The organism is Sphingobium sp. DN12 (assembly GCF_051058005.1).
GTDB lineage: Bacteria > Pseudomonadota > Alphaproteobacteria > Sphingomonadales > Sphingomonadaceae > Sphingobium > Sphingobium yanoikuyae.
Map to the genome: position 1 here is coordinate 82,326 of NZ_CP173719.1, position 25,354 is coordinate 107,679.

Genomic DNA, 25,354 nt, shown 5'->3' on the forward strand with positions numbered 1-25,354 from the left:
ATTATCAAACTTTTATCGTGTAGCAGCAACGTTCAAATGTCACAGTCGCGCAAGTTTGAGATGTCTCACCTGCGCTATCGTGCCCTCCAGCTGTTTGGAGGTGTTATGCATGGCGGTGTTGCGGATGAGTACCGAAGAGCTTTCGCGGGTTGAGACGCTGGTTCAGGTGGCTTCCGGCCGATTGACGGTTACGGAAGCTGCACGGATCATGGGCATTACACGACGACACGCGCACCGTCTGCTGACCCGGTTCATGGACGACGGTTCCTCCGGGCTTATTTCGCGCCGCCGTGGTCGCCCCAGTAACCGGCGCATGGACGACGCGATCCGCACCCGGATCGTCGCGCTTGTCCGGGAGCATTATTACGACTTCGGCCCGACGCTGGCCGCTGAGTATCTGGCCGAGCGGCACGATATCCGCGTTTCGCGCGAGACGCTGCGCAAGCTGATGATCGAGGCTGGCATCTGGCGTGATCGCGTGGCCCGGCGCCCACGCCCATATCAGCCGCGCTACCGACGGGACTGCCGAGGCGAGCTGATCCAGATCGACGGATCGAAGCACTGGTGGTTCGAGGATCGCGGGCCGCAATGCACCCTGCTCGTTTATATCGACGACGCGACGAGCGAACTGATGCACCTCAAGATGGTCGAGAGCGAGAGCACCTTCGCCTATATGGAGGCGACGCGTGAGTATATCGAGCGGCACGGCAAGCCGGTGGCCTTCTATTCCGATCAGCACAGCGTTTTCCGCAACTCCCGCGCCAGCGCCGCGCGAGGCGATGGCATGACGCATTTCGGTCGGGCTCTCGATGCGCTCAACATCGAGATCATCTGCGCCAACTCACCGCAAGCCAAGGGCCGGGTCGAACGTGCCAACGGCACCTTGCAGGACCGGCTGGTCAAAGCGATGCGGCTTGATGGCATCTCATCCATCGCCGAGGCCAACGCCTTTCTCGCCAGCTACATGGCCAGGCACAATGCACGGTTCGCCCGCCCTGCCTTCGATACCCGCGATCTGCACCGCCCCCTCGCCCCGCATGACGATCTGCGCTCGATTATGGTCTGGCGCGAGCAGCGGACCGTGACAGCGGCGCTGACGCTCCACTACAACAAGGCGATGTTCATCCTGGAGCCGACCGCGATTAGCAAGGCACTGGCGCGCAAGCGGGTGACGGTGTGCGAATATCCCGATGGCCGGCTTGAGATCCAGCATGAGGGCCATGTCCTGCCCTACCGTCAGTTCGACAAGATGCGGCAGGTCAACCAGCCCGCCATTGTCGAGAACAAGCATCTCGATGCCGCGTTGATGCTGGCAAAACAGATGCAGGCCATCATGCCGCATCACCGCAAGCGCAACAACGACGCCCCTGCCCGCCGCGACCAGCCCCTGCATCTCTTCCCCGAGCCAGAACCGCCGCCAAAGATTGACCGCCGCAAACTGGGTGGTTCAAAGCTCAAGCGCGGTCTCAGGCTCAGTGACGAGGCGTTGCGCGAACGCGGCACGCTCAGCTTCGTGCAAAGGGCATGACCGGGCCCACTGCAGAGCAGCGGGTCCCCAAGGTCAGCGCATCAGCAGGGTCTGCGCTGCGCTGTATGGATGGCTCCACGCAGCCCCTGCTGTCCACGAGCGTGTGACATTTCTAAATGGCAGAGATTGTGACTTCTCTAAATGGCAGGAACATATCGTTTTATAGGGTGGATTCTAAATCGAAGTGCGAAATCCTAGGATTTATAAGGGTTTGATCCCCTTTCCAGGAAGGCACATGATGAACGGCTATCAGCATCTGGGTTTGGACGAGCGGCGCGACATTTATCGATTGGTAGCGACCGGGCGGTCGGTGAGGCAAATCGCGGATGCATTGGGGCGTCATCCTGCGACGATTTACCGCGAACTCAAACGCAACCGGCATCTGGATGAGCATCCGCTGTTTCGGGGCTATTATCCGACGGTCGCGCAGACCATGGCGCGCGGGCGTCGCGTGCGTGGCGGCAAGATTGCGCGCAAGCCAGAACTTGCCGCCTATATCGCCGATCGCTTGTCGGCAGCCTGGTCACCAGAACAGATTGCGGGCTACCTACGCCGTCATCGGGGTATTCGCGAGGCGGTGTGCCACGAAACCATCTACCAATATGTCTATGGGCCTGATGGACGGCACCAAAAGCTGGACACCTCGAAAAACCGGTGGCGTCTGACGGCTTGAGGTGATTCACTGCCGGTACGCGACAGCGGAGGCAGAGATGGCAGTACAGCCGGGTTTCTTTGATCTTTCGGACCGATACGAGGCGCTGAGCGCGGCGGGCGATCCCCTGGAACGGTTGTCGGCCGTGGTGGACTTCGAGCTATTCCGGGGACCGCTGGTGGCCGCGCTGCGACGCGGCCCTCGTAACAAGGGCGGACGACCGCCGTTCGATCCAGTGCTGATGTTCAAGATCCTGGTTCTACAGGCGTTGTATTCGCTGTCCGACGAGGCGACCGAGTTCCAGATCAAGGACCGGCTATCGTTCCAGCGTTTCCTGGGCGTGGGGCTGGAAGGCACCGTGCCCGATGCCACCACGGTTTGGCTGTTCCGCGAACGGCTTGTGAAGGCCAAGGCGATCGACCGGCTATTCGCGCGCTTCGATGCCGCGCTCAAGGACCGGGGATATCTGGCCATGGGCGGTCAGATCATTGATGCCACCGTCGTGCCCGCGCCCAAGCAGCGCAACACCCAGGAGGAGAAAACGGCGATCAAGGAAGGCCGCATCCCCAAGGACTGGACGCCGGCCAGGGTTCGGCAGAAAGACCGCGATGCGCGCTGGTCGATCAAATATACCAAGGCCAAGGCCCAGGAAGGCGCCGATCCCAGGGCGACAAAACCGGTCGATCTGGCCATTCCGATGTTCGGCTATAAAAATCATATCGGCATCGATCGGACTCACGGCCTGATCCGCACCTGGGATGCGAGCGCCGCCAATGCCCATGATGGGGCGCGACTGCCCGATCTGATCAGCAAGGAGAACACCGCCTCGGGCGTTTGGGCCGATACCGCCTATCGATCTAAGAAGAACGAGGCATTCCTCGCGAGGGGCATGTTCACCAGCAATATCCACCAGAAGCGCTTGCCTAGGCGGCCGCTGCCTGAACGGATAGCCAGAGCCAATGCAAGGCGCTCAAAGGTACGCGCCGCCGTTGAGCATGTCTTTGCCGGACAGAAACACCGCATGGGCCTCGTCGTCCGTACCATCGGCATCGCTCGTGCCAGGATCAAGATCGGCATGGCCAACCTGGTCTATAACTTCCAGCGCCTTGCATGGCTCGAGGGCAGAACTGCGCCTGCATGACATGGAATTGGCGTCCCGAACTCGGCCGATACCGCGATCACGCCGCCAATGCAGCCGAAACGCCGCCTTTCATCAGCGCCGCGTGCCCCTTCCTACGCCATCAGACCAAAATCACCCGGTTATTCGAGGTGTCCAGCTGTGGCGCCATCTTCCCGTTGCCCGCCGATCGCGCCGGCAACGTTATGGTCGAAAGCCACGCGGTCTCCATATTCCTGTGGCCAACACGATCGGCGCCCGGCCGCAGGAAATAGCCGATCGCAGCACCTTCGGGCATTGGGAAGGCGATCTCCTGATCTTCAGGCGGGAGTATGGCAAAGCTAACCTCACCTCACTGGTCGAGCGCCGCAGCCGTTTCACCTTCCTCGCGCGTAATCCGAGCCGGCATTCCGCCGGTGTCATGGCCGGCATTGATCGGCATCTGCATGCTCTGCCCCCTTCCCTCCGACGAAGCATCACCTTCGATCGAGGCACAGAATTTGCCGCCTTTGCGACACTGCGAAACAGGCTCGGCATCACCAGTTATTTTTGCCTGCCGTCAGCACCCTGGCAGAAAGGCGGCGTGGAAAATTGCAATGGGCGGATACGGCGCTTCCTACCCTCCAACACCGACCTTGCGCTGCTGTCGGACAAAGAGATCCAGGCCGTCGCCGACCGCCTCAACAGCACCCCTCGCAAGTGCCTGGGCTACCGCACCCCGCAGGAGGTTTTGGGAGAGCAAATCGCCATCCTCAAGGCCGGATAAATTTTGCCATCCGGGGTGGGGCTCGCCCCACCCCGGATGAAATGCTACGCGTCACGTCGGATGTCGCGCTTCAAATCGAAACCGCCATATCAATCATTTGTCATCTGAAAGAGCAAGGGTCATTCCGGTGAATTGATATCCGCCCAATAGGTGATCTCCTCGAAAAGGTGCATGCCTTCCGGATCTTCCCATCCCTTACGCCCGTCATCCCATCGGCCGATTACGGGGCGATCTCCTTCCCAGAGCAGCATGAGGCGACCGTCTTTTCGGTCGTCGGGCATCGCGCCAATCGGGTCCCACGGGATGTATTTCGCTGTGATCACGCAAAATCTCCTCGCATGCCGGTGGCGCGCGAGTTCATTCGCGCTGCGCTGCTCCAGCAACGGCATTGAAGATCGAATCTACGACGTCTAGAAATAAAGTGCCCCGACGGTTTGCAAAGCAGGGACCGCCGGGGGATACCCAGTTCATATGGCGCAAGGGTGCCTAAAAATCAAGTGAAAAGGTTCCCGTGCCAACATTCGTTCATGCCTTGTCCGCTGACCGCTTCGACACTTATCTGAAGTGGGCCGGAGCCGATCAGACGCTCGCAGAGCGCCTGTACACCTATAATGTGCAGCTTTCCGCAGCCCTCTATGGCCCTCTACACATGCTCGAGGTCGTGCTGCGTAACATGGCGGACGCGCGGCTTGCGGCGCAACATGGCGCCGCCTGGATCGACGATCCTGCGATCCTTGTGACGAACTATCAGACGGGCGCAATCGCAAAAGCACGGCAAACGCTGCAGAAAGACGGGAAGGCAGCGACCCGTCCGCAGATCGTAGCGGAGTTGAACTTCGGCTTCTGGGCGTCACTCTTCGGCCCCAAGTCACACCACCTCTGGCAAAGCCTGCGACCCATCTTTCAGGCCAAAGGCGTACAGCGCGGTGTGATCGCGCGCGACTTGCGCGACCTGCGTATATTGCGCAACCGCGTCGCCCACTATGAACCCATCATCGCGCTTCCGCTCGCGCAGCGCTATGCGAGTATCACGACCTTGACGGGCTGGCTGTCTCCAAGCGCCGCGACATGGATCGCCAAGTATTCGACATGGCCGACACTTTATCCGGCCGTACCCATCCTTGTGCCCGACCCTGCATCTGGAGATTTGCTGGTGGCGCCAGCGGCGCTACCCTTTCTCCCTGTATGACCTATCTCTCCGCGACGCCTGGATCTTGAGGACAATGTCGCCCATCCAGCCCGGCATGGCCGAGCGGGCCGCGACCAGCGCGCGCGTACCGGCATCGTCGAGGCGCGCGGCGAAGCGCCCGATCACATCCGCGTCGATATTGCCCTTCCCTAGATGCGCGAGCGCCTGGACGATCGCATTCACAGACTCCGGCGCGTCGAGCACCGGCGCGCGGCTGTGCTTCAAGGTAACGCTGCGGCCGCCAGCCTTGGCGGTGCGGGTGCGGCCGCTGGTGGCGTAGCTCGCCCGGGCGGGCACCTGCGTCGAGAGACCAAGGCTATTGGCCGCCGCCGCTCCCGACGGCGCGAGCGCATCGCCGCTCTGCGCAGAGAGCGCTTGGGCCACCTGCCCGGGATCCGGGCTCAGGGCACCAAGCTTGTCATGCTGGCGGGGATAGTCGTAGAGACCGCGGCCGATCCGGCGGATGTCACCGGCATGCGCGAGACGCGACAGCGCCATGTCGACCGAGCCGCGCGTACCGAAGTCAACAAACTGCTTGGGCGTAAACACCCAGCCACGGCCCTTGCCGCGCACACGCTTCATAATCCGATCAGCCACTGCAGACATGTCCAAGCTCCTGTCTGTTAGATAATAGCATGGCTTTTTCTAACAAGATATGACCACAGAAAGCGCCAGTTCCCTCGAATTTCCAAGACATTCTAGCACATGGTAATGGGAGCATCCCTTCGCAAGATAAACCGCCCATGCGAATCAACGCTCCCGCCCACGCTCCGGCGCTGGCCGCTCGGGACCAGCTCCACCCTCCAGCTCGCGCGCCGGCTGTGTCGCTTGCCGCCCCTGCATCATCTCGCGGGCCAGGGCCAGACGTCGGGAGACCGCCGGCGGCATAGCCGCCAGGAAACCCGCAATTTCGTCGGAAAGCGCCTGGTCGTCGGGCTCGCCGGTACGTGCCAGCGCCACCGCCGCCTCCGCATAAGCACCGCGTATCTGCTTCTGGCGAACCAGCGCCATCACGTCTTGCGGCCGCCGTTCCTCATCGCGCGCGTGCGCAAAGGCCCGGGCGCGCAGCACGTTGAGTTCATCCATATTGAGCCGGCGCCCCTCCTGACCGATCCGAGCATCGAGATGCAGCGCTGCAGAGCGCACACGCTTTTGAACGTGACCGCGTGCGCGTCTGGGCGTCGCCTCAGCCGCGATGCCGCGCGCCCGTAGCTCATGCGCGAATGTCTCTCGCATTTGATGGAGGTCGGCCTTGCGCGGGTTGAACCGCCTACCGTCCGCACCTTCGGTGGCCACCGTCAGATGGATGTGCGGATGATCGGTATCGGTGTGGAGCGCCAGCATATAGGCGTGATTGTCCTCGAACAGGATCCGGGCGAACGCCTGGGCGGCATCCTGCAGCGTCTCGGGATCGGTCGAACCGCCGGGCATGGAAAGGACCAGCGACAGCGAGGTCGGCCGGTCGCGGCCATGCTCGTTCATCGCCTCGTCGAGCATGGCCCAGTCCTGCGCGATCTCTTTCAGCCGTTTGGGATCATCGATGATCTCGCCCTCGCTCGAGCGCACCGCAAGCTTCCCGTGCCGCGCAACATAGCCGAAATGCTCGGAAAGATGATGCGCGCCATATTGCTTGCCCGAGACCTTGACCATGACCTCCGGGGCCTTGCGCACGATCCGCTCGAGCTTGGCCCGAGCCTCGGCCTGGCTCAGCGGCACGAGCCGCCCCTGCCCTCCCCGGCCCGGTGCGCCTCGTCCGATGCGGACATAGGCCCCCCGCAGTGTCCGTTTACCGCCGGTGGGCGGCCGCCATGCCTCCATGAGGCTGGGCAGCGGCAGGATGCCCTCCTCCTCAAGCATCGAGGCTATCCCAATAGGCAAGATCGCCCTTGAGCGCGGTGCCGAGACCGGCAAGCGCCATCCGGATTTCCGTCCGAAAGCTTGCCACCAGCGCCGCCTCGCGCGCGACATCGAGCCCGGATTCGACCATCACCGATGCGTTGAGCGCCCGCGTCGCCTGATTGAGATTGATGCCGATCCGGTTGAGCTCGCGCCACGCCTGAGCCACTGCCGCCCGCTCTTCGAGCGGCAGCGGTGCCGCCGAATGCAGCCGACGGCGCACCAGCCTTGTCACCCAGTCTGTGCGCTTCATACCCAAAGCATCGGCCTCGGCATCCAGCGCGGCAATTTCCGCATCGCTCAGCCGGATCTCAAACCGCCGTGTTGCTCGCTCCCGCCGGCGGACTGGCCCCGACCTCTCGCCCTCCTCCGCGTCCACTGCATTCATGACGAGGCGCCGCAGCAAAACCGAGCGACCACCGGCGCTCTCCGCCACAGCATCGAAGCGCTGGGCGATGTCATCGTCGAGACGGAAGGTGAAGACGGGCATGCATCAAAGGCTATTGTCATACATCCCCGGCGTCACGCCTATCCGGCCCTCACCTTCACTCAACTCATCTGATAGTCTGCTTGAGCAGACTTCGACCATATTTGGGAAAATGCGCCTATCATTCACGCCTGATCCACGAAGGGCGGCGCCAACGGCGCCGCCCCAGCTCGGACCTGCGCAAAAGGCCGCACCCCGAAAGGGGCACGGCCGACATACACACGAACAGGATATGCGAACGCGGAGGAAGAGGGTCAGAGCATCGCGGCGTCGGGGCGTCCCTCAGACGCGGAGCAAAGTCGTTCGGTCGCCACCTCTTGCCGAGAACCATCGCCGAAGATCACGACGACACGCGGGCCAAGGACAAGACGCGCGGGACGGCCATCAACTTCAACGGCAAGGCTGGCCTCTGGCGTTTGCTCCCCTGGTCGCGCGACTGGCTCAGTCCCTCCCCGCGGTTCCGGACGAGCGACGGTCACTGCCGCGGCCTGCATCGGCGTTGCCTCGATGCTAGGAATGTCCGCCTTACCCTTCAGCCCGGCAATGAACCGCGCGCCTTCCGCCAATGTCGCGCCGCTCTCATCCCAGGCGCCCACATAGGCCTCGACTTCCGCAGGATAATCCCTGGCTGTGCGATGCAGGTCATAGAGCAGCCGGATCGGCGCGCGCGGGAGCGCCTCCCTGAGATAGGCAGGCATGTCACCATAGGCCGCATAGAGCGAGACGAACTGCTTGGAGCGTCCCAGCGCAGCAGCGATTTCGACCTGGCTCATGCCGCCCTTGAGCATACGGGCAATCGCATGAGCGAGCTCGACCGAAGACAGGTTCGCACGCTGATCGTTTTCAACGATCTGATCGGCCAGCAGATGGGTTCCCTCGCCCTCGGCCACGATAATCGCCGGGATCGTCACCCGGCCCGCGAGCTCGGAGGCACGAAAGCGCCGCTCGCCCAACCGGATGCGATACAGGCCAGCGGCGTCGGCGGGCGCAACCGTGATCGGCTGCAAGACACCGCGGGCCGCGATGGAAGCCGCAAGCTCGGCCAGGGCGTCATCGTCGAAACTGCGCCGGGGATTGCCGGGGTCGGGGATGACTCGCTCCAGAGGGATTTCCTCGACCCGGCGCGCTGTTTCATGCGCGCCGACGAGCAGGCCGAACTCTTCGATGCGTTCGTCGAACTTACCCATCAGGTGGCGGCCGCTGGCGCTGAACCCAGTCGCCGTTCGATCTCGGCGAGGATCGGCCGAATTTCCTCGGCCGCCGCCTTGGCGCCGCCCCCCCCTTCCACCCAGACCGGTCGATGATTTTCCGCCGCATGCTTGTAGGTCGGTCGCGCCTTGATGAACGCAGGGAACATCAGCCGCTCGCCCACCGCGTGGGCGAGCTTGACGGCATTGTCTATTTCGCGCCGGTCGAACGGGTTGACCATTGATGGCAGCAATCCGAGGAAATCGATCTTGCGCCCTGCCCTCGCCGCCTCGGCCTTGCGCAGCGCGGTCAGCAGCATCTTGGCGCATTCGACTGAATCTTCGGCGACGTGGACCGGCGCGATCACTGCATCGGCGACCGCGAGAGCGCTCAGGGTCAGCTCATCCCATTTGGGACCGGTATCGATCACGCAGAGGTCGAAATGGGGCGCAAGCGCAGGAAAGCGGCCGAGAAAGTCGCGCACATCCTGCGCCGACTTGATCATCTGCAAACGCTGGTCGGCGGCGAGCAAAGTGAGCCCGACCCGGCCATCGGCGGCAAACGCCGCCGATGGATCGAAGAGATCGGCCGCGAAGCCACCCGGCCGCTCGCGGGCCAGACGGCGCGACGAACTGCCTTGCGGGTCCAGGTCGACGAACACGACCCGGCGTCCTGCCGGTTCGGCCAGATACCAGGCGAGATGCGTGGCGAGGAAGGTCTTGCCTACCCCGCCCTTGAGAAGGCTCACGGCGATCGTTCTCATCGGTACGGCCAGCTCAACAATAGTCGTCCGGACCGTCGCGCAGATTGCGCTCATAATGGTCGCGCGATGACCAGTCGCCGCCGCCGCCAATGCCGGGACCGACATAGCGGAAAAGATAGACGGTAAGCGCAAAACAGCCGAACGCAAAGAGGATCGCGTGATCGGGATGGGCAGCGAAATAGGCGGACATGGCGGTAACTCCTCGAATGGTCTGATCCCGCATCGGTTCACAGCTTTGCATCGGCCGAACGGGGGCGATGCTCCGGTGCACCCTCCCCTCCCCGAGCACACTTTGTGCGTGGACATCCTTTGCGCGCAGTCTGCTCAAGCAGACTTTTCACGGCCACCCCCCCGGTCAGGGGGATGGCCGTGCCGATCAGTATTCTTCGGCGAGTAGGATCGTCAGAACCCGAGTGGTGACGTCGGAATTGGCTGGATCGGGTGAGCCCCAGGCAAGCTCGAGATCATAATAATCGATCTTCCAGTAGAGAATGGCGCTGTCATATTCGAAGCGACCAAAATCATGCTCGCCCAGTGGATCGTTGTCGGAATTGAAGCTGTCATAGTTTTGCACCGTGCGCAGGATCTCGGCGCGTCTGCGAAATCCGCGGAAGAGGGACACGTCGCCGACCAGCGCGGCGACGCCTGCGGTCATGACGATCTGGTTTCGGCCAGGGCTGCAAATAGATCTCCGCAGGCTGTCATTCAGTGCGGCGGTCGATCCGCTCGGCTCGGTCTGCCGATTGTTGAGAAGGCTGCGACATGGCTGTGACTCCGGTCTGGATCAGCCCCGCCCATCGGGGCTTTCCGACAGGCGCCCCAAGGGCGGCGTCATAGTGGGGTCGTGCACCCGGAGGGTCGCAACGCAGTGGAGAAGCCCGCCTGTGCGGGCTTGCTCGGCCCCGCGCGCCGACCAGGAAGCCGACATCGGAAAAGGAACCGGATGGCGTTGCCCCTCGCCGGTATCATGCCCAGCGGGCAAACGCTGACTATCGCCGAGCCGCGCGGTCCATCGGCAGCGACAGAATTTGTCACCCTCGCCCGCTATGGCTAGACAATTGATAAGGGCAAAGGTTCGACTCGATGATTTCGCGGGGGCTTGAGCGCAATAGGAAACGCGGACGTCTCTCCCCCGGCAGCGGGCGGGGCCTCACGGCTGCAGTTTGGATAGTGTGCATACCCCAGATTTTGGATGATTGACCTTTGACTCGGCACTGAATCGACCTTGCTGGAATTTGGAGAAGCCTGAATGTGGGGGGAATTCGAGGCCCGCCTCGAAGAAAATGAACGAGAGCGCTCTGCGCCATTGCGCCACGCACTCTTCGATGTGATCCGCAGCTCGGCCCTGCGCCCTGGAGCCGGCGTCACGAAGAAGATGCTCGCGTTCGAATTTGGCGAAGGAGATCGCCTGCTCTGGGAAATCGAGTATCCGGCGCGTAACGTCTTTCTGGACGGAAAGTGGCAAGGGCTTCTGGCAGCCAGTGGCTTCGCCTGTGACGCCCGCCCCTATCAACAGGGGGTGAAGGATGGAGGACGGCATTCCGCTCTCAGCCGTGACTGGTCCTTTGGAGAATCCGACTGCCTTGTCGTCCGGATCAATGACGCTGACCAATTGCATCGGCTGCTAGACACCCTGTTGCAACCGAACTCTGCACTCGTCCTCGATCCGGCGGCCGTCACCCGCTGGATCGACCGCTTGCGCCATTTCTTTCCGGCGCTCGATCGTTTCGATCGCCCCGATCCAGACTTCGACGAAGGAGAGCGGAACTATAAGCTGGAGGTCGCGCACGATCTCAGAACAGCGATCGATCAGGCCAGCACCGATGAAAAGCTCGCCGACGCGATTCACATAGCACTGGTCAAAAGCAATTTGTTACAGTGGCGTGCTTATTGGCCAATGTCCCCCAAAGGCGACGCGGATCGCGAGCGTCTCTGGCCAGCCTTGCGTGCCCTTGTAACCGCTGCCTTGGGCCCACCCGACGGCTTTCCCGATGCACTGGCGACCTTTGTCGCTGCCTGGGTCGAGGCCGTTCCGCAGGGCAAGCCTGATCCGGCACGCCAGATTGCGGAGTTCATGTACCTGCATTTGGCGCCGAATGACGGCATCTACATCCGTCATTCGGTGCGCCAGGATTTCTGGCAGGAAGCGTTAGGACGCCGGTTTCCGGATCATGCATCGATGGCGGAGACCTATCGCGACGAACTGCGCTTCATGAAGGCAGTGCGTCAGGCCTTCGAAGCGCGCGGCCTCGCGCCACGCGACATGATCGATGTACAGGGCGCGCTCTGGGTTGCCCATAATTACAAGGAACAAGACGCCGTATCCTTTGCCCGTGATGGCATCGAGGCTGCGATGGACGCCTATGACAGCTACCGCCAAGCCGGCGAGCACGGCTCCATATTCGACGCTTTCGGCGACCCGCGCGACTACTGGGTCCGATCTACACGCGAGCGGCCCAATCGCGTCTATCCGACAAAACCGATCGTCGGCTTCTTGCGCAGCAAGACCAAGTTGAATGGAGGCTGGGGCCAAAAGGACGATGCCGCAGCCCTGTTGCATAATGCCGGCTATATCATCGTCGACGGCGATGACTCCCCCGTCACCCCGCCCGAGCGGTACGAGCATCTGATCCGCAATGCGGATCGCATCCGGCTATGCGCCCGCAACTATTATGTCGAGCCTGCCCGCGACAAAGGCGCGGCAGAGATCTCGATCCGTGCCGGAGACCTGAGCCGGGACATGGGGCTGCAGGATGCGTTCCCCGCAATCTGCAGCGCGCTTGGGAGCGTGAAGTTCCAGCAATGTGCCAACGTCCCCGCCCCGACACACACCACACCAAATCCGAGCAGCTCCACCGTCTTCACCTATCAGCTTGTCGCGCACGAAGGGCAACAAACCATGACGTCCGAACCCATGGCTGGGCCACCCACCGCCACTAATCTGATCCTTTACGGCCCGCCCGGAACCGGCAAGACCTACGCCACGGCGTGGGAAGCCGTGCGGCTCTGTCTCGGAGACGCTGCGGCGGCGCAATTGCGCCACGACAGGGATGGCCTGATGTCCGAATATCGCCGCCTCGCTGGCGAAGGGCAGATCGAGTTCGTCACCTTCCACCAGTCCTTCTCCTATGAGGATTTCGTCGAAGGATTGAGGCCGACGACCCGAACCGAACTGGAGGGTGACCAGGAGCAGGATGTTAGCGCATCAGGCGGCTTCAGCCTCAAACCGCATTCCGGCGTCTTCAAGCTCATCAGCGAAAGAGCGCGGCTCGACACGGGTGACGCGCCAACGCACCGGCTCGACCGCTCGAGATCGATTTACAAGATCGCCCTCGGACAGCGCGGCAATCAAGAGGATCGGATTAAGGAAGGGCTCGACGGAGCGCTGATCCATCTGGGCTGGGGTGGCGATATCGACTGGTCCGACGAACGCTTCGACGATTTCGAAGAAATTCGAAAGGAGTGGAACGAGAAAAAGGATCCCGATGCCTCCGGCAAAGACCCCAATATCGAGATGACCTACGCCTTCCGATCGGGCCTTCAGATCGATGATTATGTGATCATTTCCGATGGACGGGATAGCTATCGCGCCTTCGGTCAGGTGACCGGCGAGTATCGATTCGATCCTGATGCCAGCTTCCATCCCCACCGTCGCAGCGTCAAATGGATCTGGCGCGACGACGAGGGCGCAGAGCGAAGTGCCTTCTACCCGCGGAACTTTCGGCGGCAGTCCGCCTATCGATTGGATCCGGACGAGATCGATTGGGATGCGCTGGAAACCGTCGTCATTGGCCCCAACGCGGAGCGCCCCGTCGCCGGCGCACGGCCACATGTGCTGGTCATCGACGAAATCAACCGGGCCAACATCTCGCGGGTGTTCGGCGAGCTGATTACGTTGCTCGAAGTGGACAAACGCTTGGGCTGCGAGAACGAAGTACGGGTCCGGCTACCCTATTCCGGAACAAGCTTCGGCGTACCGTCGAACCTCCACATCATCGCCACCATGAACACCGCTGACCGTTCAATCGCGCTGCTCGACACCGCGCTGCGCCGCCGCTTCACGTTCCGCGAGTTGATGCCAGACACCGAAGCGCTTCGCGGAGCGCTGGCGGCAAAGCAAATCGACGCCAATAATGTCGACGGAATCGATGTGTGCAAACTAATGCGAACCATCAATGAACGGATCGAGTATCTTTTCGATCGAGAACACCAGATCGGTCACGCCTATTTCACAGGATGCCGCAGACGTGCGGACGTTGAGGACGTCATGCGCCACAAGGTCATCCCACTTCTGGCCGAGTATTTCTATGAGGACTGGTCAAAGGTCGCTGCCGTGCTCGGCGACAGCGACGGCGCGGCGGGTGCTCGGTTCATTGAGGCAAAAAGGCTTTCCGCGCCGGCGGGCTTTGCTGAAGATGAATTTGGGGGCGACAAGCTGCGCTGGAGCGTGAAGGCAAGCTTCGATTTCTCGGAATTCGAAATCTGATGCCGTCCTACACCGTTCGTGAGTGGGACAAGCTCACCTATGGTGACGGCGAGGACCAGATTCCCCCGCACCACGCTGATAAGCTGGCCAGTCTAGCCGCCCGATCGGCATTTGCCGGGCGGGGCGGAGGCGGCGTGCTCGACCACGGTCGACACGCCTTGCGCGCGCGGGGCGTGGTAGGAATTCTGGCGACCCACGATTGCAGTTTGGAGATTCTACCCAAGATAGACGTAGCGCCAGGCGAAACGATCGATCATCAAAATGCGGCGATCCGAAAACGCCTGATCCACATGCTGGCTGTCGCGCTCGATCTCAAAATCGACCTTGGTACGGTGACTGATCTTGCCTGGCAGCGCGAAACGCTGCTTGAAATCCTGATCCGCATCTTCTGCGACAAGCTGACCGAAGCCCTGCGTAAGGGAATGCCGCGTCGCTATGTCGGGCATGAGGAAGATCTGCCGACACTACGCGGCAGGCTCGACATTACCCGGCAGTTCACCCGCCATGCGGTCAACCCATCCCGACTGGCCTGCCGCTTCGATCTTCTGTCGGAGGATGTAGCGCTTAACCGCATCATGAAGGCGGCCATTTCCCATGTGTCCCGCATATCGCGTCGTCCGGCCAACCAACAGCGATTGCGCGAACTCGCCTTCGTCTATGCGGACATCACCGATGTATCGGTGTCGGGACTGCGATGGGATGAAGCAGTCATCGATCGCACCAATCGTCCTTGGCGGGACTTGTTCGCCATGGCCCAGCTATTCCTCCGGGGCCGCTACCAAACAACGACCGGCGGGACGGGTCAGGGGACCGCCCTCCTTTTCGAAATGAACACCTTGTTTGAGGAGTATGTCGGGCGGCTGATAGCACGCGCACTTGCCGGAACAGAGTTTACCGTATCTCTGCAGGGCGGGCGATTGTTCTGCCTCTCTGCCGAGGACAGCGGCCGAGGCCTGTTCCAGACCAAACCGGACATCCTGATCCGTCGTTCGGGCGTCGTGGCGCATGTGATCGACACCAAATGGAAAAGGATCGCATCACAAATTGATGATCCCAAGCAGGGGGTCTCCCAAGCCGACGTCTATCAGATGATGGCCTATGCGCAGCTCTATCATGCTCCGCGGCTAACGCTGCTATATCCGCACCATCCAGGCTTGGGCATGACAGAGGCAGTCCACGCCCAGCACCGGATCACCGGCCACACGACCCTTTTAGAGACTGCGACCATCGATGTGTCGAGCAGCATCGACATGCTTCCGTGCCTGCGCCGCCTACTCCTGTGTGAAGACGCAGCCCTCAGCGCATCCCAAGAACGCTGATGGAAAATGCCATCGATCAACGGGGGAAGGAGAACCAAATTACGCCTCAGAGAGTTTCCTCAGGCCTTCGTAGTGAAGTGGCGCTACGGACTTGATCATATCCAATAAATATTCCGCGTTCTTTTGCGCCTCTGCCACAAGGGCAGGATCGAAACTCTTTCCTGTATGATGCGACAGGTCGTTTGCAAATTTATAAATTGCTGTCTTCTTGAGCGGGTCATAATCCACGTCATCCATTTTCTGATAAAGTGATTTACGCGATGGAACATGGAAATCGAGGAACGTCTCAAGTACTTTACGAGAAATATTTGGAACGTGATAGCAACCGAGGATCGTGCCATCTGATTTGAACGTATGGAGCACCTTGAAAAGATAATGATACTCGGTCGGGTGATCGACCAAGAGTCGATCCAGCGGAGTTAGCCTCGCGAATCTACCTTCCTCAGTCTCTGCGCACAGGACCATCGAATAAGATTTCGTATTTTCTTGGCCACGCGCATTCTGTAGCCAGTTTATGACCAATTTTAGGAATTCAAAATTATGGGTCAGGATGAATAGTTGCTTCGCGCGCTGGGTCTCATTCTTGAGGAATGCGAAGGCCTGATAGATCGCCGAAGCATCAAGGCTGGAAATCGGATCGTCGATGACGACAATTCCTTCGCCAATGTTAAAATCCTGATCCTTGAGCTGCACGAGGAAGTAGATGAAGGCGACGGCTGTCTTTTCGCCCTCGCTTAGGCGCTTGGCCGGCTTGCCGCGCCGCAGGACGCGATAGCCCTCATCGCCGGACTCAAAGCGTAGCTCCGTCCTGCCAAGGAACTGTTTGAGAAGGTCGGTCAGACCCACGCCGCCCGCATGCGCACTTGAAACCTTGGCCTGCTTCTCTCGAATTGACTGAGACAGAGCCTCGATCCCGCGTTTTTCCTCCAGATCCTCACCGCCGTATTGCCACAGCTCGATTTCGGCATTCAGCTTTGCAGCCTTGTCGGTTAATTCTTCGACGTCGGCTTTGATGGACTGAAGATGATGCGCCTCAATGGCGTCGCGGGCCGCCCGCTTCTCTCTCTCAAAGCCTGCCGTTTTGTCATTATGACGCGCGATGAGCGCCTTGATCAGGCCAAGCGCTGCGGTCAGCTGTGTAGTATCACTGGCGATTTCCGGCTCATAGGCCGTGGTCCGCAAAGTCAGCTTTTCGGCGAGGATCTCATCGATCTTCTCGAGCTCCAGCTGAAGGGTCGCGAGCTCAGCTTCAACCGACGCCTGCGCGGCGTCGCAATCTGCCCGAAGCTCGGAATAGAACATCAGACGATCAGGCAGCGCCGTTCTGCCAAGCGCATCGATGATCACGCGGAGGCTGACGCGCTCCGCCTCGATTTCTTCCTTCAGCCTTTGGTCTTCGATACTGAAATGGTCAGAAAGTGCCTTGAGACGATCAGCGGGCATGAGTTGGTCGCAGAATTCGCAGCGCCCGGTTGCATGTTTGGCATGGATGCCAACGCCTTGCTCGGCCCACAGGGCTATATCGGGGTTTTCCGCAAGGCGGGCGATGACGGCCGACTGCGCCGAACGCATCGTCAGTGCCTTGGCACGATCCGCGGCGCCAGCGGCAGCCTGCAAGGCGCTGATGGGTGCCTGCCCCGGTCGTTCGGGACCCCGCGGGATGGTGAGCGGGTTGATCTCGGGCATTTGCTCCTGACGAACCGTGCCGCGGTGAACCTCATATTCGTCGTCGGATAGAGCCCTCTCATCCCCAAGCTCGGCATAGGCGGTCTCGGCGTCGGGCTTACGATAGCTGCGAAGGGTCGACCCGCTGGTGGCCTCGCCAATGGTCTTGGCGATGGCGGAAAACAGCTTGCCCTTGTCATTCACAAGCTTGACCACGGCAGCTTCATTGGCCTGGACACGCTTTACCCGATCGTCGCGAATGGCGATTTCAGCCTTCAGCTCCTCGGCAATGGTCTTGTTCTCTTCCCCGAGGATGAGAATGTGCCGAAGCGGCCCGTCGAAACGACCGATGTTCGCTTCGACAAAGTCGCTGTTGAAGACACGTACACGGCGGCCGTACTTCACCCCCTTCGTGAGCTGACCGGACTGCGATTCAACTGTGAACTCAAGATCGGGGTGATCCGGATGCTCCCCCACCTCCAGGCAGGCAAGCAGGCGCGAGAGGGTTGTCTTACCAGAGCCATTCTCGCCATAGACTATGTTGTAGCGGCCAAACGCCGGAAAATCGGCGGCCGCCGCGTAGTCGCCAAAAACGCCTAAGCCCTTAATCTTCTTGATGTGAGTAAGCATTCTTCCCCCTCTACTCGTAACGTATCACAGCCGCAGCCCGAGGAAGAGAGCTTCACTGGCAAAATAGCGCACCGCTCACGGCAGGGATCGTCACCCGAATGGGCTGAGACTTGGAAATCCAAGGCTCAGGGCGAAGCCTAGAGCCCGGTCCGGCATCGCCGGAGCCGCCCGTTCAGCTCTTCACGGTTCGCCGGAAATTGCCGAGAACAGAGCACAGCTTCTGGCTTTTGCGCTTCAGATCGGCGAGCCCTTCTTCGGCTTCGGCCTGCTCGAAAAGCAGCATCAGGCGTTCAGCCTGCTGCCCGCGGATCGAGACATGGCGCAAGATCACGATCCATATTCCGGTTCGCTCGAGCACGATCTTGGCCTGACCATGGGCAAGAAACGACCGTAGGCCCTCGAGTGTGCGGAGATCCGAAAGGGCCTTGGCGGCCGCCTTGCCTTCTTGAGCGAAAGCGCCTTCTGCCTCGATAAGTTTGCTGAGGTCATCGAACCGCTGACCGATCAAATGCCGCAGCCGTACTGCCTCCCCTCTACCCGGAATGGCCTTGAGAAGGAGCAGCGTTTCGGTAACGGCCGCTTCAGCCGCCGAGAAATGCTGCAAACACGCGCCCCGCCACGCGTTCACATCTTGGATCGCCTGGTTCCACAAGGGATCATCGTTGGCAATTTCGATTGGCGCACCGTCATCCATGCCAAACGCCTAGCGCTGCTGTCTTTATTTTCGTTGAATCAATGACACGCCCTCCATGGCTCCTCCGGGAGCCGTAGGCTCCCGGAGGAGCCATCAGGCGAATGGATCATATTCGGCCACCAAGGCAACGCTGCCGTCCGCATCCTCCGCGGTGATGACCCCATATTGCTGCCCGATCGCGATGACGAAGGTGACCACCATGAGGCTGCGCGAGAGACTGAAGGCGTGACGACGAGCGGTTGCAATGTCGGTGAACATGTCGGGGCTCCTTTGCGCGCCGGCGGGTCCGTCCCGCTCGACTGGCGCCCGACGTGTCCGGTCGGCGGCCGCGATCACTTTTTTGGCGCAGCCCAAAAAGCCGTAGCGCAGCGACCGGACCCCCTTGCGGGTTGATCGTAAAAGGCCGCCGGTCGGACCAAGGATCGCGCCTGATTGAGAGCGGGTGGACCCGCCGGCCAGAGCCCCATGATCCCGCCGATTTTTGCTCGGCGATCACCCCCGCCCCGCCGGTCTGACTGATGGCAGACCCATGACAAGCACGAGCCGCTGGGCTAGCGTCGCCGCGATGCTGTTCGCACTCCTGCTTGCCGCCACCGTCATTCCCGATGGCGAGGTCTTCACCTGCACGCCGACGCGCGTCTGGGATGGAGATGGGCCGATCTGGTGCCGCGAAGGCATGCATGTCCGTCTCGCCGGAATTGCCGCCCGAGAGATGGACGGTAGTTGCCGGCCAGGTCAGCCCTGCCCCGAGGCGAGCGCCCTCGCCGCCCGTGATGCTCTTGTTAACCTGCTCGGCGGCGCACAGGGGCGCACCAGCACGGGCCATATTCTGGTCGACGGTCCCACCATGCGCTGCCATTCAACCGGCAATGCGCGCGGCAACAGGACCGGCGCCTGGTGCGCAGCGCCCTCCATCGGCGACCTGAGCTGCGCCATGATCCGCACCGGCACCGTGCTGCGCTGGGATCGCTATGCCCAGGGGCGATGCCGATCCCGATGAACCGCTTGCCTCCTTTTCCGCCTGAGCAGGAAAGGAGGCCCGGCGGCGTCGCCGCCGGGCCTGGTGGGACCGATTTCAGAAAGGGATTTCATCGTCCTCGGGCTCATGGCCGCCGCCTGCATTGTCGTTCGCCTTGGCGCGGGTGAGGAAGGTCACTTCATCGGCGATGATCTCGACGCCGTAGCGCTCGATATTCTCGTTGTCGGTCCAGCGGGTGTAGTGAATGCGGCCCCGGAGCATGACCTTCATGCCCTTGTCGACATACTGCTCGACCGTCTTGCCGACCCCGTTGAAGCAGGTGATCCGGTGCCATTCGGTGTCCTCGAGCCGGCGGTTGTTGTCGTCGCGGAGGATCTTGCCGTTGCTGTCGCGCTTCGGGCGCGAGGTGGCGAGGCTGAAATGCGTGATACGGGTGCCGCCCTGAGTGGTGCGGGCTTCGGGCGTGGCGCCGACATTGCCGGCGAGGATGACGAGATTCTGCATGGCTGGAGTTCCTTCGAACTGGGTCCAAGGGACCGTCCCTTCGACTGATCCCCGGCCAAGGCGGACAGGACGGATCATCCACCGGCAGGCGCAGCGCCGGGAAACCCCGAGACAAGGGGTGGTGCGGGCAGCCGTGGCACACGGCAACTCGGCCCGAAGGATCGCGGGTTGGATGGGCCGGACGGCCGACTTAGGGGTCAGATGAGGAGAAGGACGGCTCGTCGCTTGGGCGTGCCAGGAACCCCTCATGGTAATCACAGGCATCCCCGACCTATAGGGCCACGCCGGTCCAACGCCTTGGCGAACCTCAAGCTCGACTTTGCCCCGCCCGCCGCCCAAGCCGCGCGGCGAAACGGACCATGTCCCGCGCCGCCGTCCGGCGGAACCCAAACCATGGCATGCTCATGCTAGGGGACGGGCAAGAAGGCGCAGTTACGGCGCCGGCATCGGCAGGCTCAGTCCGGCCGCCACGGCACCGAGGAGCGAGCCCATCGCGCGCAGCACGGCCGCGAAATCGCAAACATAACCATCCGCCACCAGCGCGTCGATACGATGCCCGGCATAGGCGGGACCGAGGCTTGTAAGCAAATCGACGAGAATACGGCCCGGGGACGGGAGGCCAAGCCGCCGCGCTTCGTCGAAGGCGGCGATGAGGTCGTGACGAATATCGCGCGCGACCTCCTCGTGCGACCAGCCCCGGCTCATAAGATAGGCTTTGAGCCCCAGCTCGCAGGATATCGCCAGCAGGTGCAGCGCGGGGGCAAGGGCGACGGCAGCACCGAGGCGTGCCCCTTCGTGAAACTCGCGCGCGCGATCAAGGAAGATCGAGGCCGTTTGCCGATCGCCGGGCTCCGCCAATCTCTCGATCGCGCGCGCCAGCGGCGTGGCGACAGCTGGCCGAGCCATGCCGGGCCGGCCTGGTTGCGCAACTGGCGCAGGCACGCGCCATCGGCCTCTTCGACGTCGCGGCCGGTCGACCACAAGAATAGCAGCTTCGCTTTCCAGCGGTGGCCATGCGCCGCGCGAAAGGCAAGGAGTGCGCGGGCCGTGGGATGATCGGGCATGAACATGATGCAAACCTCCGGGAAACAGGACGCACCCGCCCTGCCATCCTCCCCTCCGGCATTCGCAGCATTTCGAAACGGGGAAAGCCGGCCGCCGAAGCGGCCGGCGCGGCGGATCAGCCGCAGGGTCGCGACGCTGGCGGTGTGCCAAGCGGTCCGCGACGATCAACGACGTGGATACCGCGCGCCTTGGCCTCGATCACCAGCCTTTCGGTGACACCATTGCCTTGAAAGGCGATGACGTAGCGCGGCTTGACCGATAGCATCTGCTCATTGCGGCGGAACCCGGCGCGATCGCCGAGCTTGCGATCGAGCCCGAACCGCAGCTGCTGGATACCGTTCTGCTCGGCCCAAGACGCGGCCAGGCGCTCAATGCCTTTCATGTCACCGCCATGGACGAGATACATGTCGCCCACCCGCTCGCGGACAGCATTGAGCGTTCGCAGCAGGTTATCCGCGAACTGCTTGGCGTCGTCGTCGCTGGCGAAACGCAGCCGCCCGCCGGCGAAGATCACGGGCGTGCCATGGACCATATTGGCATCGCGCACCCGTTCTCGCCGCGCCTGGAGATAGGACCGGCCATCGACGATCGCCGCGGTCGTGCCGAGCGAAATGCGATTGCCCGACGCCGGCACCCAGGAACGGCCCGTCTCGTGCAGATAATGGCGGGCCGCCGTGTCGCGCATGGTTTCATAGGCCTCGGCGGACTGCTCGATCTTGCGGGCGAGATCGATTTTGTCCTCGAGGTCGGCGGTCGCGACTTCCGAGCCATCCTGCTCGGCGAGCAGAAGCCGAATCTCGTCCGTCAGCCGATCGATCATCTGGTGCTTCTTGGCGGCGGCGCGGTGGAAGAGATTGACCAGGCCCCAGCCCAGATCCTCGATGTCGCGCTCGAGCGCACTAAAGGGAAAAAGCGCGAAAAGATCGCTCCAGACAGCGCTGACGGTTTGTTCCATGGCTTCGGCGGGTGGCGGCGCCTCCAGGGTGCGCAGGTCGCCAGTGTGATCAAGATGACCGAGTTCGAGGGCGGAGAGTATCGCCGAGAGAGTGCTGGTCATGAGCTTTGCCTTTCGTTCCACTTGGGGCCAGCGGCCCATCCGCCGGATGCGCAGCCTCCGGGCCATCGAAGGAAGCGGCGGCAGCACCGCCGGGCAAAGCCCAAGGGAAACCCGGGACAATGCCGGGTGGAGCGGGCAGGCGCGCAAGCGCCAACACGGCCGGATTGGCCCCGGGTTGCGGCCGCCAGCGCGATGGCCCAAGCATGCGCATCCTCTGGCGAGGGGCTGAGGCCTTATGGAATCAAGGAGCAGCGATTTTCCAGCGATCGTATCAAATCTCGGATGCTGGATCTCGTCGCATCATGATCGACGCCTCCCGGACAGGCAGAGTCTGGGACTTTCCCGCCATTCGCGTATGTAGGGAGAACGTCGGCATTCGCTGACAGCGGCCATTCCCGACCTTGCAAATTACCGAACGGCATTCACACCCGTTAATGCCATTTGGCAACGCCGTCGTTACCTCCGTTGGAGATACGGTGTCCGACGCATTCGGCCATCGGCAAGCTCCTTTACGTGCACCCGCTATAACCCTCCGTAAGCAAATGTTGCTGTGCAGCATGCAAACCTTGTCGAAGTCTGGGGTTGTTTGATAATAGGCCGAACGTAAAAATCGGGGTGTAAGAAATTGGCTAGCGGGCAGTTTGGTTTGCGGCAAGCCGCCGCATGGGTGGGCGAGATCGTTGGCCCGGACAGGGGCTATGTCAATGTCGGCATCGTCTACACGCTCGCCATCACGCTTCTTTCCTTGGCGACGCCGATTTCTGTCCAGCTACTCATCAATTCGGTGGCACGTACGGCGCTGGTCGCACCGCTGTGGATACTGTCAGGCGTTGTGCTGGTGCTCCTGCTGCTGGTGGCGTGCCTCAGCGCGCTACGCCTCTACCTGCTGACCATGTTCGAACGCCGCCTGTTTGCGCGGGTGGTCGCTGAAGTCACGGTGCGGGCAGTCCATGCGCAGAACCCGTTCTTCGCCGATGAAAGCCGGGGCAGCCTGTTCAACCGCTACTTCGACATGGTTGTCGTCCAGAAATCGGTGCCAAGCCTTGTCATCGGCGCGTTCACCATCGTCCTCCAGGGTGCGGTGGGGCTGGTGGTTACGAGTTTTTACCACCCCTTCTTCCTTGCCTTCAACATCATTCTGGTGGTGACCTGCCTTTTGATCTGGATGCTGTGGCGCCACGGGGCAATCACGGGCGCCGTCGGGGTATCCCATGCCAAACATGAAGCCGCTCAATGGCTGGAGAGCGTCGGCGCATCCAACGGCTTCTACAAATCGGCCCGGCATCTGAACTTCGCGATGGATCGCTCGGAAGCGGTGACGGCGAACTATATCCGCGCCCATCGCCGTTATTTCCGCTATAGTTTTGCGCAGGCTCTGGCCTATTTCCTGGTCTATGCCTTTGCCGCTTCAGCCCTGCTGGCGCTCGGCGGGAACCTCATCCTCGCAGGACAGCTGTCAATCGGGCAACTTGTCGCGGCAGAGCTCATCCTGTCCGGGGTCTTCTATGGCATTGCCCAGCTTGGCTGGTATCTCGATACATTCTACGATCTGGTAGCCAGCTCGGAAGAACTGTCGCAAATCTTCGCGATCCCGCAGGAGCCTGTGGGTCTGAGCGGTCAAGCGCCACCCGACGGATCGGTCCGCTTCCGCAACGTTGAACTGGCCGGGTCGCGCTTCGACTTCGCGATCGACAGCGGAGAGCAGGCCGTCGTTGCGGCTGAACCGGGCGTCGAAAATCAGATTGCGCTACTGCTCAAGCGCCACGTCAATCCCGATCGCGGACTGCTAACGATCGGCGGCAGCGATCTTGGCAGCTTCGATATGTATCTGTTGCGGTCGGAGGTCGTGGTGCTCAACCGGCCCACCATCGTGGATGTCACTATTCGCGAATATCTGACCATGGCGGCTGGAGGCAATGCGGACAGCGCCATAACCATGAAGGTGCTGGATGTCGTGGGCCTGGCGACGCGCATTTCCAGTCTCTCTAGCGGCCTTGATACACGATTGGCAAGTTCAGGATCACCGCTCTCCATCGTCGAAGTCATGCAGCTTAAGGTCGCAGCCGCGCTGATCAGCCGTCCCAAGGTACTGCTGTTGTCCCAACTGTACGACATGATGCCCGCCGGCGCGCTCCACGCGACACTGCGGATGCTGCGTGAACGGGGGACGACGGTCCTGCTGTTCACCGGACGACCCGAGGCGACGGATCTCGACAGCTCATTATGGCTGGGCACGCAAACGCAGCGTCAGTTCGAGGACAAGGCGGCGCTGTCGCAGTTCCTTGCCGAGAGGGAGATTCAGCCGTGACGATCAACGCTACGCAACTGACGCACTTCCGCTCGCTTGCCGGGCTGAACCCGCCACGCGTCGTCATCGTGGTGGCCTGGCTCATTATAGTGGGGATTTTCCTAGCCGTCGCGATCCTTTTTGTACCCTGGCGGCAGACGGCGCAGGGCGGCGGCCAGGTCACGTCGCTTGATCCGAGCGACCGGCTGCAACAGGTGTCGTCGATGGTGGAGGGCCGTGTGGACCGTTTCTTCGTTCAGGACGGCCAGTTGGTGAAAGCGGGTGATCCGATCGTGAAGGTGGTCGATGTCGATCCGAATTTCCTAGAGCGTTTGGCCGCGGAAAAGGCGGAGGTGGAGGCGCAGATCGCGGCAATTGAACAGGCTCGCGCTGTTGCCTCGATCGACGTGGGTCGCACCTCGCAGCTCTTTGCGGAGGGGTTGGCCGCGCGGCGTGATTATGAGCAGACACAGATCAAGGTCGCCGATGCCAACGCCAAGCTGGCCGAAGCGCGCGCCAAGTTGAAGCAGATCGAGGTCAAACAGATGCGGCAGTCGGCGCAAGTGGTCACAGCGCCGCGTGACGGGCGTATCCAGGATCTCAATGCTGCTGCAGGTGGAGCCTTGATTTCCGCCGGCACTGTCCTCGCGACCGTCGCGCCCGAACGGATCGAGCGGGCGGTGGAACTGTTCGTTGACGGGCGGGATATCCCGCTGGTTGACAAGGGGCGTCCGGTGCGGCTGGAGTTTGAAGGCTTCCCAGCATTCCAGTTCAGCGGGTGGCCAGCTTTTGCCGTCGGCATCTATGATGGCCAGGTTCGTTCCGTGGACCCCACGCCGCGCGCCGACGGGCTGTTCCGCGTGCTGGTCGAACCGATGCCGGGCAAGCCCGCATGGCCCGCACGTCGCTTCGTGCGCCAAGGCGGCAAGGTATTGGGCTGGATCCAGGGCGACAATGTCACCGTCGGATATGAACTATGGCGCCAGCTCAACGATTTCCCATTGAACTTCGGGCAGGATCAGGTCGCTCATAAAGCACAGGATAAATCGGACAAAAGCTCGGTCGAAAAGAAAAAGAAGTGA

22 protein-coding genes and 2 pseudogenes are annotated in these 25,354 nt (G+C 61.7%); 10 read left to right on the top strand and 14 right to left on the bottom strand.

The genetic code is table 11. The annotated features are described in order from the left end of the window. Positions 1–109: 109 nt before the first annotated feature. The 4 genes and pseudogenes from ACI6S0_RS25550 to ACI6S0_RS25565 form a co-directional block, all read left to right on the top strand. A complete protein-coding gene (locus ACI6S0_RS25550) occupies positions 110–1,528 on the top strand; it encodes an ISNCY family transposase (protein WP_333885800.1) in 1,419 nt (472 codons plus the stop codon). Between the two features lie 238 nt (positions 1,529–1,766). Then, positions 1,767–2,165, top strand: a pseudogene (locus ACI6S0_RS25555) (transposase); the annotation flags it as partial. A 73-nt stretch (positions 2,166–2,238) separates the two neighbouring features. Continuing rightward, the gene (locus tag ACI6S0_RS25560) at positions 2,239–3,321 is read left to right on the top strand and encodes an IS5 family transposase (protein ID WP_017501924.1); all 1,083 of its coding nucleotides are present in this window, start codon (positions 2,239–2,241) and stop codon (positions 3,319–3,321) included. A gap of 124 nt (positions 3,322–3,445) precedes the next feature. Beyond that, positions 3,446–4,063, top strand: a pseudogene (locus tag ACI6S0_RS25565) (IS30 family transposase); the annotation flags it as partial. Between the two features lie 119 nt (positions 4,064–4,182). Here ACI6S0_RS25565 and ACI6S0_RS25570 read toward each other — a convergent pair. Continuing rightward, positions 4,183–4,386: a hypothetical protein gene (locus ACI6S0_RS25570; protein ID WP_007684590.1), complete on the bottom strand. Its 204-nt coding sequence runs from the start codon at positions 4,384–4,386 to the stop codon at positions 4,183–4,185. A gap of 188 nt (positions 4,387–4,574) precedes the next feature. On the opposite strand from ACI6S0_RS25570, the gene ACI6S0_RS25575 reads away from it, so the two are divergent. Continuing rightward, positions 4,575–5,252 carry a hypothetical protein gene (locus ACI6S0_RS25575; protein WP_434406024.1) on the top strand — a complete coding sequence of 226 codons (678 nt, stop codon included), beginning with the start codon at positions 4,575–4,577 and terminating at the stop codon, positions 5,250–5,252. Here the strand turns inward: ACI6S0_RS25575 and ACI6S0_RS25580 are convergent. From ACI6S0_RS25580 to ACI6S0_RS25610, 7 genes are all read right to left on the bottom strand, one after another. Beyond that, positions 5,232–5,858 (bottom strand): DUF6088 family protein, encoded by a 627-nt coding sequence (locus ACI6S0_RS25580; protein WP_313326744.1) that lies wholly within the window; start codon positions 5,856–5,858, stop codon positions 5,232–5,234. The two genes, ACI6S0_RS25575 and ACI6S0_RS25580, sit on opposite strands and share 21 nt — an antisense overlap. Positions 5,859–6,002: 144 nt before the next feature. Beyond that, complete coding sequence (locus ACI6S0_RS25585) at positions 6,003–7,109, bottom strand: relaxase/mobilization nuclease domain-containing protein (protein ID WP_434406025.1); 1,107 nt, start codon at positions 7,107–7,109, stop codon at positions 6,003–6,005. Continuing rightward, positions 7,102–7,638, bottom strand: a complete 537-nt coding sequence (locus tag ACI6S0_RS25590; protein WP_313326742.1) for a plasmid mobilization protein — start codon at positions 7,636–7,638, stop codon at positions 7,102–7,104. Before ACI6S0_RS25590 ends, ACI6S0_RS25585 begins: the two co-directional genes overlap by 8 nt. Positions 7,639–7,889: 251 nt before the next feature. Further along, positions 7,890–8,822, bottom strand: a complete 933-nt coding sequence (locus tag ACI6S0_RS25595; RefSeq protein WP_313326741.1) for a ParB/RepB/Spo0J family partition protein — start codon at positions 8,820–8,822, stop codon at positions 7,890–7,892. Then, positions 8,822–9,586 carry a ParA family protein gene (locus ACI6S0_RS25600; RefSeq protein ID WP_434406030.1) on the bottom strand — a complete coding sequence of 255 codons (765 nt, stop codon included), beginning with the start codon at positions 9,584–9,586 and terminating at the stop codon, positions 8,822–8,824. The genes ACI6S0_RS25595 and ACI6S0_RS25600 overlap by 1 nt, the downstream gene beginning before the upstream one ends. Before the next feature lie 13 nt (positions 9,587–9,599). Then, positions 9,600–9,776 (bottom strand): hypothetical protein, encoded by a 177-nt coding sequence (locus tag ACI6S0_RS25605; protein ID WP_020820482.1) that lies wholly within the window; start codon positions 9,774–9,776, stop codon positions 9,600–9,602. Between the two features lie 186 nt (positions 9,777–9,962). Beyond that, the gene (locus ACI6S0_RS25610; protein ID WP_313326751.1) at positions 9,963–10,295 is read right to left on the bottom strand and encodes a DUF3768 domain-containing protein; all 333 of its coding nucleotides are present in this window, start codon (positions 10,293–10,295) and stop codon (positions 9,963–9,965) included. A 540-nt stretch (positions 10,296–10,835) separates the two neighbouring features. Here ACI6S0_RS25610 and ACI6S0_RS25615 point away from each other — a divergent pair. Together ACI6S0_RS25615 and ACI6S0_RS25620 are read left to right on the top strand one after the other, a co-directional pair. After that, positions 10,836–14,072 carry an AAA family ATPase gene (locus ACI6S0_RS25615; protein ID WP_313326739.1) on the top strand — a complete coding sequence of 1,079 codons (3,237 nt, stop codon included), beginning with the start codon at positions 10,836–10,838 and terminating at the stop codon, positions 14,070–14,072. Further along, complete coding sequence (locus ACI6S0_RS25620) at positions 14,072–15,391, top strand: McrC family protein (RefSeq protein ID WP_434406026.1); 1,320 nt, start codon at positions 14,072–14,074, stop codon at positions 15,389–15,391. The genes ACI6S0_RS25615 and ACI6S0_RS25620 overlap by 1 nt, the downstream gene beginning before the upstream one ends. A 39-nt stretch (positions 15,392–15,430) precedes the next feature. On the opposite strand, the gene ACI6S0_RS25625 is transcribed toward ACI6S0_RS25620, so the two are convergent. From ACI6S0_RS25625 to ACI6S0_RS25635, 3 genes are all read right to left on the bottom strand, one after another. Further along, on the bottom strand, positions 15,431–17,686 hold the full coding sequence (locus ACI6S0_RS25625; protein WP_313326735.1) for an AAA family ATPase: 2,256 nt from the start codon (positions 17,684–17,686) through the stop codon (positions 15,431–15,433). Between the two features lie 172 nt (positions 17,687–17,858). Further along, a complete protein-coding gene (locus ACI6S0_RS25630; protein ID WP_313326734.1) occupies positions 17,859–18,380 on the bottom strand; it encodes a hypothetical protein in 522 nt (173 codons plus the stop codon). Between the two features lie 93 nt (positions 18,381–18,473). Then, entirely contained in the window at positions 18,474–18,638 is a 165-nt protein-coding gene (locus ACI6S0_RS25635) for a hypothetical protein (protein ID WP_007682673.1), read from the bottom strand. 307 nt (positions 18,639–18,945) lie between these two features. On the opposite strand from ACI6S0_RS25635, the gene ACI6S0_RS25640 reads away from it, so the two are divergent. After that, on the top strand, positions 18,946–19,380 hold the full coding sequence (locus ACI6S0_RS25640) for a thermonuclease family protein (protein ID WP_313326733.1): 435 nt from the start codon (positions 18,946–18,948) through the stop codon (positions 19,378–19,380). A gap of 75 nt (positions 19,381–19,455) precedes the next feature. On the opposite strand, the gene ACI6S0_RS25645 is transcribed toward ACI6S0_RS25640, so the two are convergent. From ACI6S0_RS25645 to ACI6S0_RS25655, 3 genes are all read right to left on the bottom strand, one after another. Next, positions 19,456–19,863, bottom strand: coding sequence for a single-stranded DNA-binding protein (locus ACI6S0_RS25645; protein WP_434406027.1), 408 nt, complete (start codon positions 19,861–19,863; stop codon positions 19,456–19,458). Between the two features lie 432 nt (positions 19,864–20,295). Continuing rightward, positions 20,296–20,769 (bottom strand): hypothetical protein, encoded by a 474-nt coding sequence (locus ACI6S0_RS25650; protein ID WP_313326732.1) that lies wholly within the window; start codon positions 20,767–20,769, stop codon positions 20,296–20,298. A 274-nt stretch (positions 20,770–21,043) separates the two neighbouring features. Beyond that, the gene (locus tag ACI6S0_RS25655) at positions 21,044–21,985 is read right to left on the bottom strand and encodes a DUF2493 domain-containing protein (protein ID WP_313326750.1); all 942 of its coding nucleotides are present in this window, start codon (positions 21,983–21,985) and stop codon (positions 21,044–21,046) included. Between the two features lie 625 nt (positions 21,986–22,610). Between ACI6S0_RS25655 and ACI6S0_RS25660 the strand changes: the two genes are divergently transcribed. Beyond that, positions 22,611–24,293, top strand: coding sequence for an ABC transporter ATP-binding protein (locus ACI6S0_RS25660; protein WP_037520668.1), 1,683 nt, complete (start codon positions 22,611–22,613; stop codon positions 24,291–24,293). Then, entirely contained in the window at positions 24,290–25,354 is a 1,065-nt protein-coding gene (locus tag ACI6S0_RS25665) for an efflux RND transporter periplasmic adaptor subunit (protein ID WP_037520670.1), read from the top strand. The genes ACI6S0_RS25660 and ACI6S0_RS25665 overlap by 4 nt, the downstream gene beginning before the upstream one ends.

Coding starts and splice junctions, on each gene's coding strand:
- ACI6S0_RS25550 (WP_333885800.1), top strand. CDS start 110: ATGGCGGTGTTGCGGATGAGTACCGAAGAGCTTTCGCGGGTTGAGACG.
- ACI6S0_RS25560 (WP_017501924.1), top strand. CDS start 2,239: ATGGCAGTACAGCCGGGTTTCTTTGATCTTTCGGACCGATACGAGGCG.
- ACI6S0_RS25580 (WP_313326744.1), bottom strand. CDS start 5,858: ATGTCTGCAGTGGCTGATCGGATTATGAAGCGTGTGCGCGGCAAGGGC.
- ACI6S0_RS25585 (WP_434406025.1), bottom strand. CDS start 7,109: ATGCTTGAGGAGGAGGGCATCCTGCCGCTGCCCAGCCTCATGGAGGCA.
- ACI6S0_RS25590 (WP_313326742.1), bottom strand. CDS start 7,638: ATGCCCGTCTTCACCTTCCGTCTCGACGATGACATCGCCCAGCGCTTC.
- ACI6S0_RS25595 (WP_313326741.1), bottom strand. CDS start 8,822: ATGGGTAAGTTCGACGAACGCATCGAAGAGTTCGGCCTGCTCGTCGGC.
- ACI6S0_RS25600 (WP_434406030.1), bottom strand. CDS start 9,586: ATGAGAACGATCGCCGTGAGCCTTCTCAAGGGCGGGGTAGGCAAGACC.
- ACI6S0_RS25605 (WP_020820482.1), bottom strand. CDS start 9,776: ATGTCCGCCTATTTCGCTGCCCATCCCGATCACGCGATCCTCTTTGCG.
- ACI6S0_RS25615 (WP_313326739.1), top strand. CDS start 10,836: ATGTGGGGGGAATTCGAGGCCCGCCTCGAAGAAAATGAACGAGAGCGC.
- ACI6S0_RS25620 (WP_434406026.1), top strand. CDS start 14,072: ATGCCGTCCTACACCGTTCGTGAGTGGGACAAGCTCACCTATGGTGAC.
- ACI6S0_RS25625 (WP_313326735.1), bottom strand. CDS start 17,686: ATGCTTACTCACATCAAGAAGATTAAGGGCTTAGGCGTTTTTGGCGAC.
- ACI6S0_RS25630 (WP_313326734.1), bottom strand. CDS start 18,380: ATGGATGACGGTGCGCCAATCGAAATTGCCAACGATGATCCCTTGTGG.
- ACI6S0_RS25635 (WP_007682673.1), bottom strand. CDS start 18,638: ATGTTCACCGACATTGCAACCGCTCGTCGTCACGCCTTCAGTCTCTCG.
- ACI6S0_RS25640 (WP_313326733.1), top strand. CDS start 18,946: ATGCTGTTCGCACTCCTGCTTGCCGCCACCGTCATTCCCGATGGCGAG.
- ACI6S0_RS25645 (WP_434406027.1), bottom strand. CDS start 19,863: ATGCAGAATCTCGTCATCCTCGCCGGCAATGTCGGCGCCACGCCCGAA.
- ACI6S0_RS25650 (WP_313326732.1), bottom strand. CDS start 20,769: ATGGCTCGGCCAGCTGTCGCCACGCCGCTGGCGCGCGCGATCGAGAGA.
- ACI6S0_RS25655 (WP_313326750.1), bottom strand. CDS start 21,985: ATGACCAGCACTCTCTCGGCGATACTCTCCGCCCTCGAACTCGGTCAT.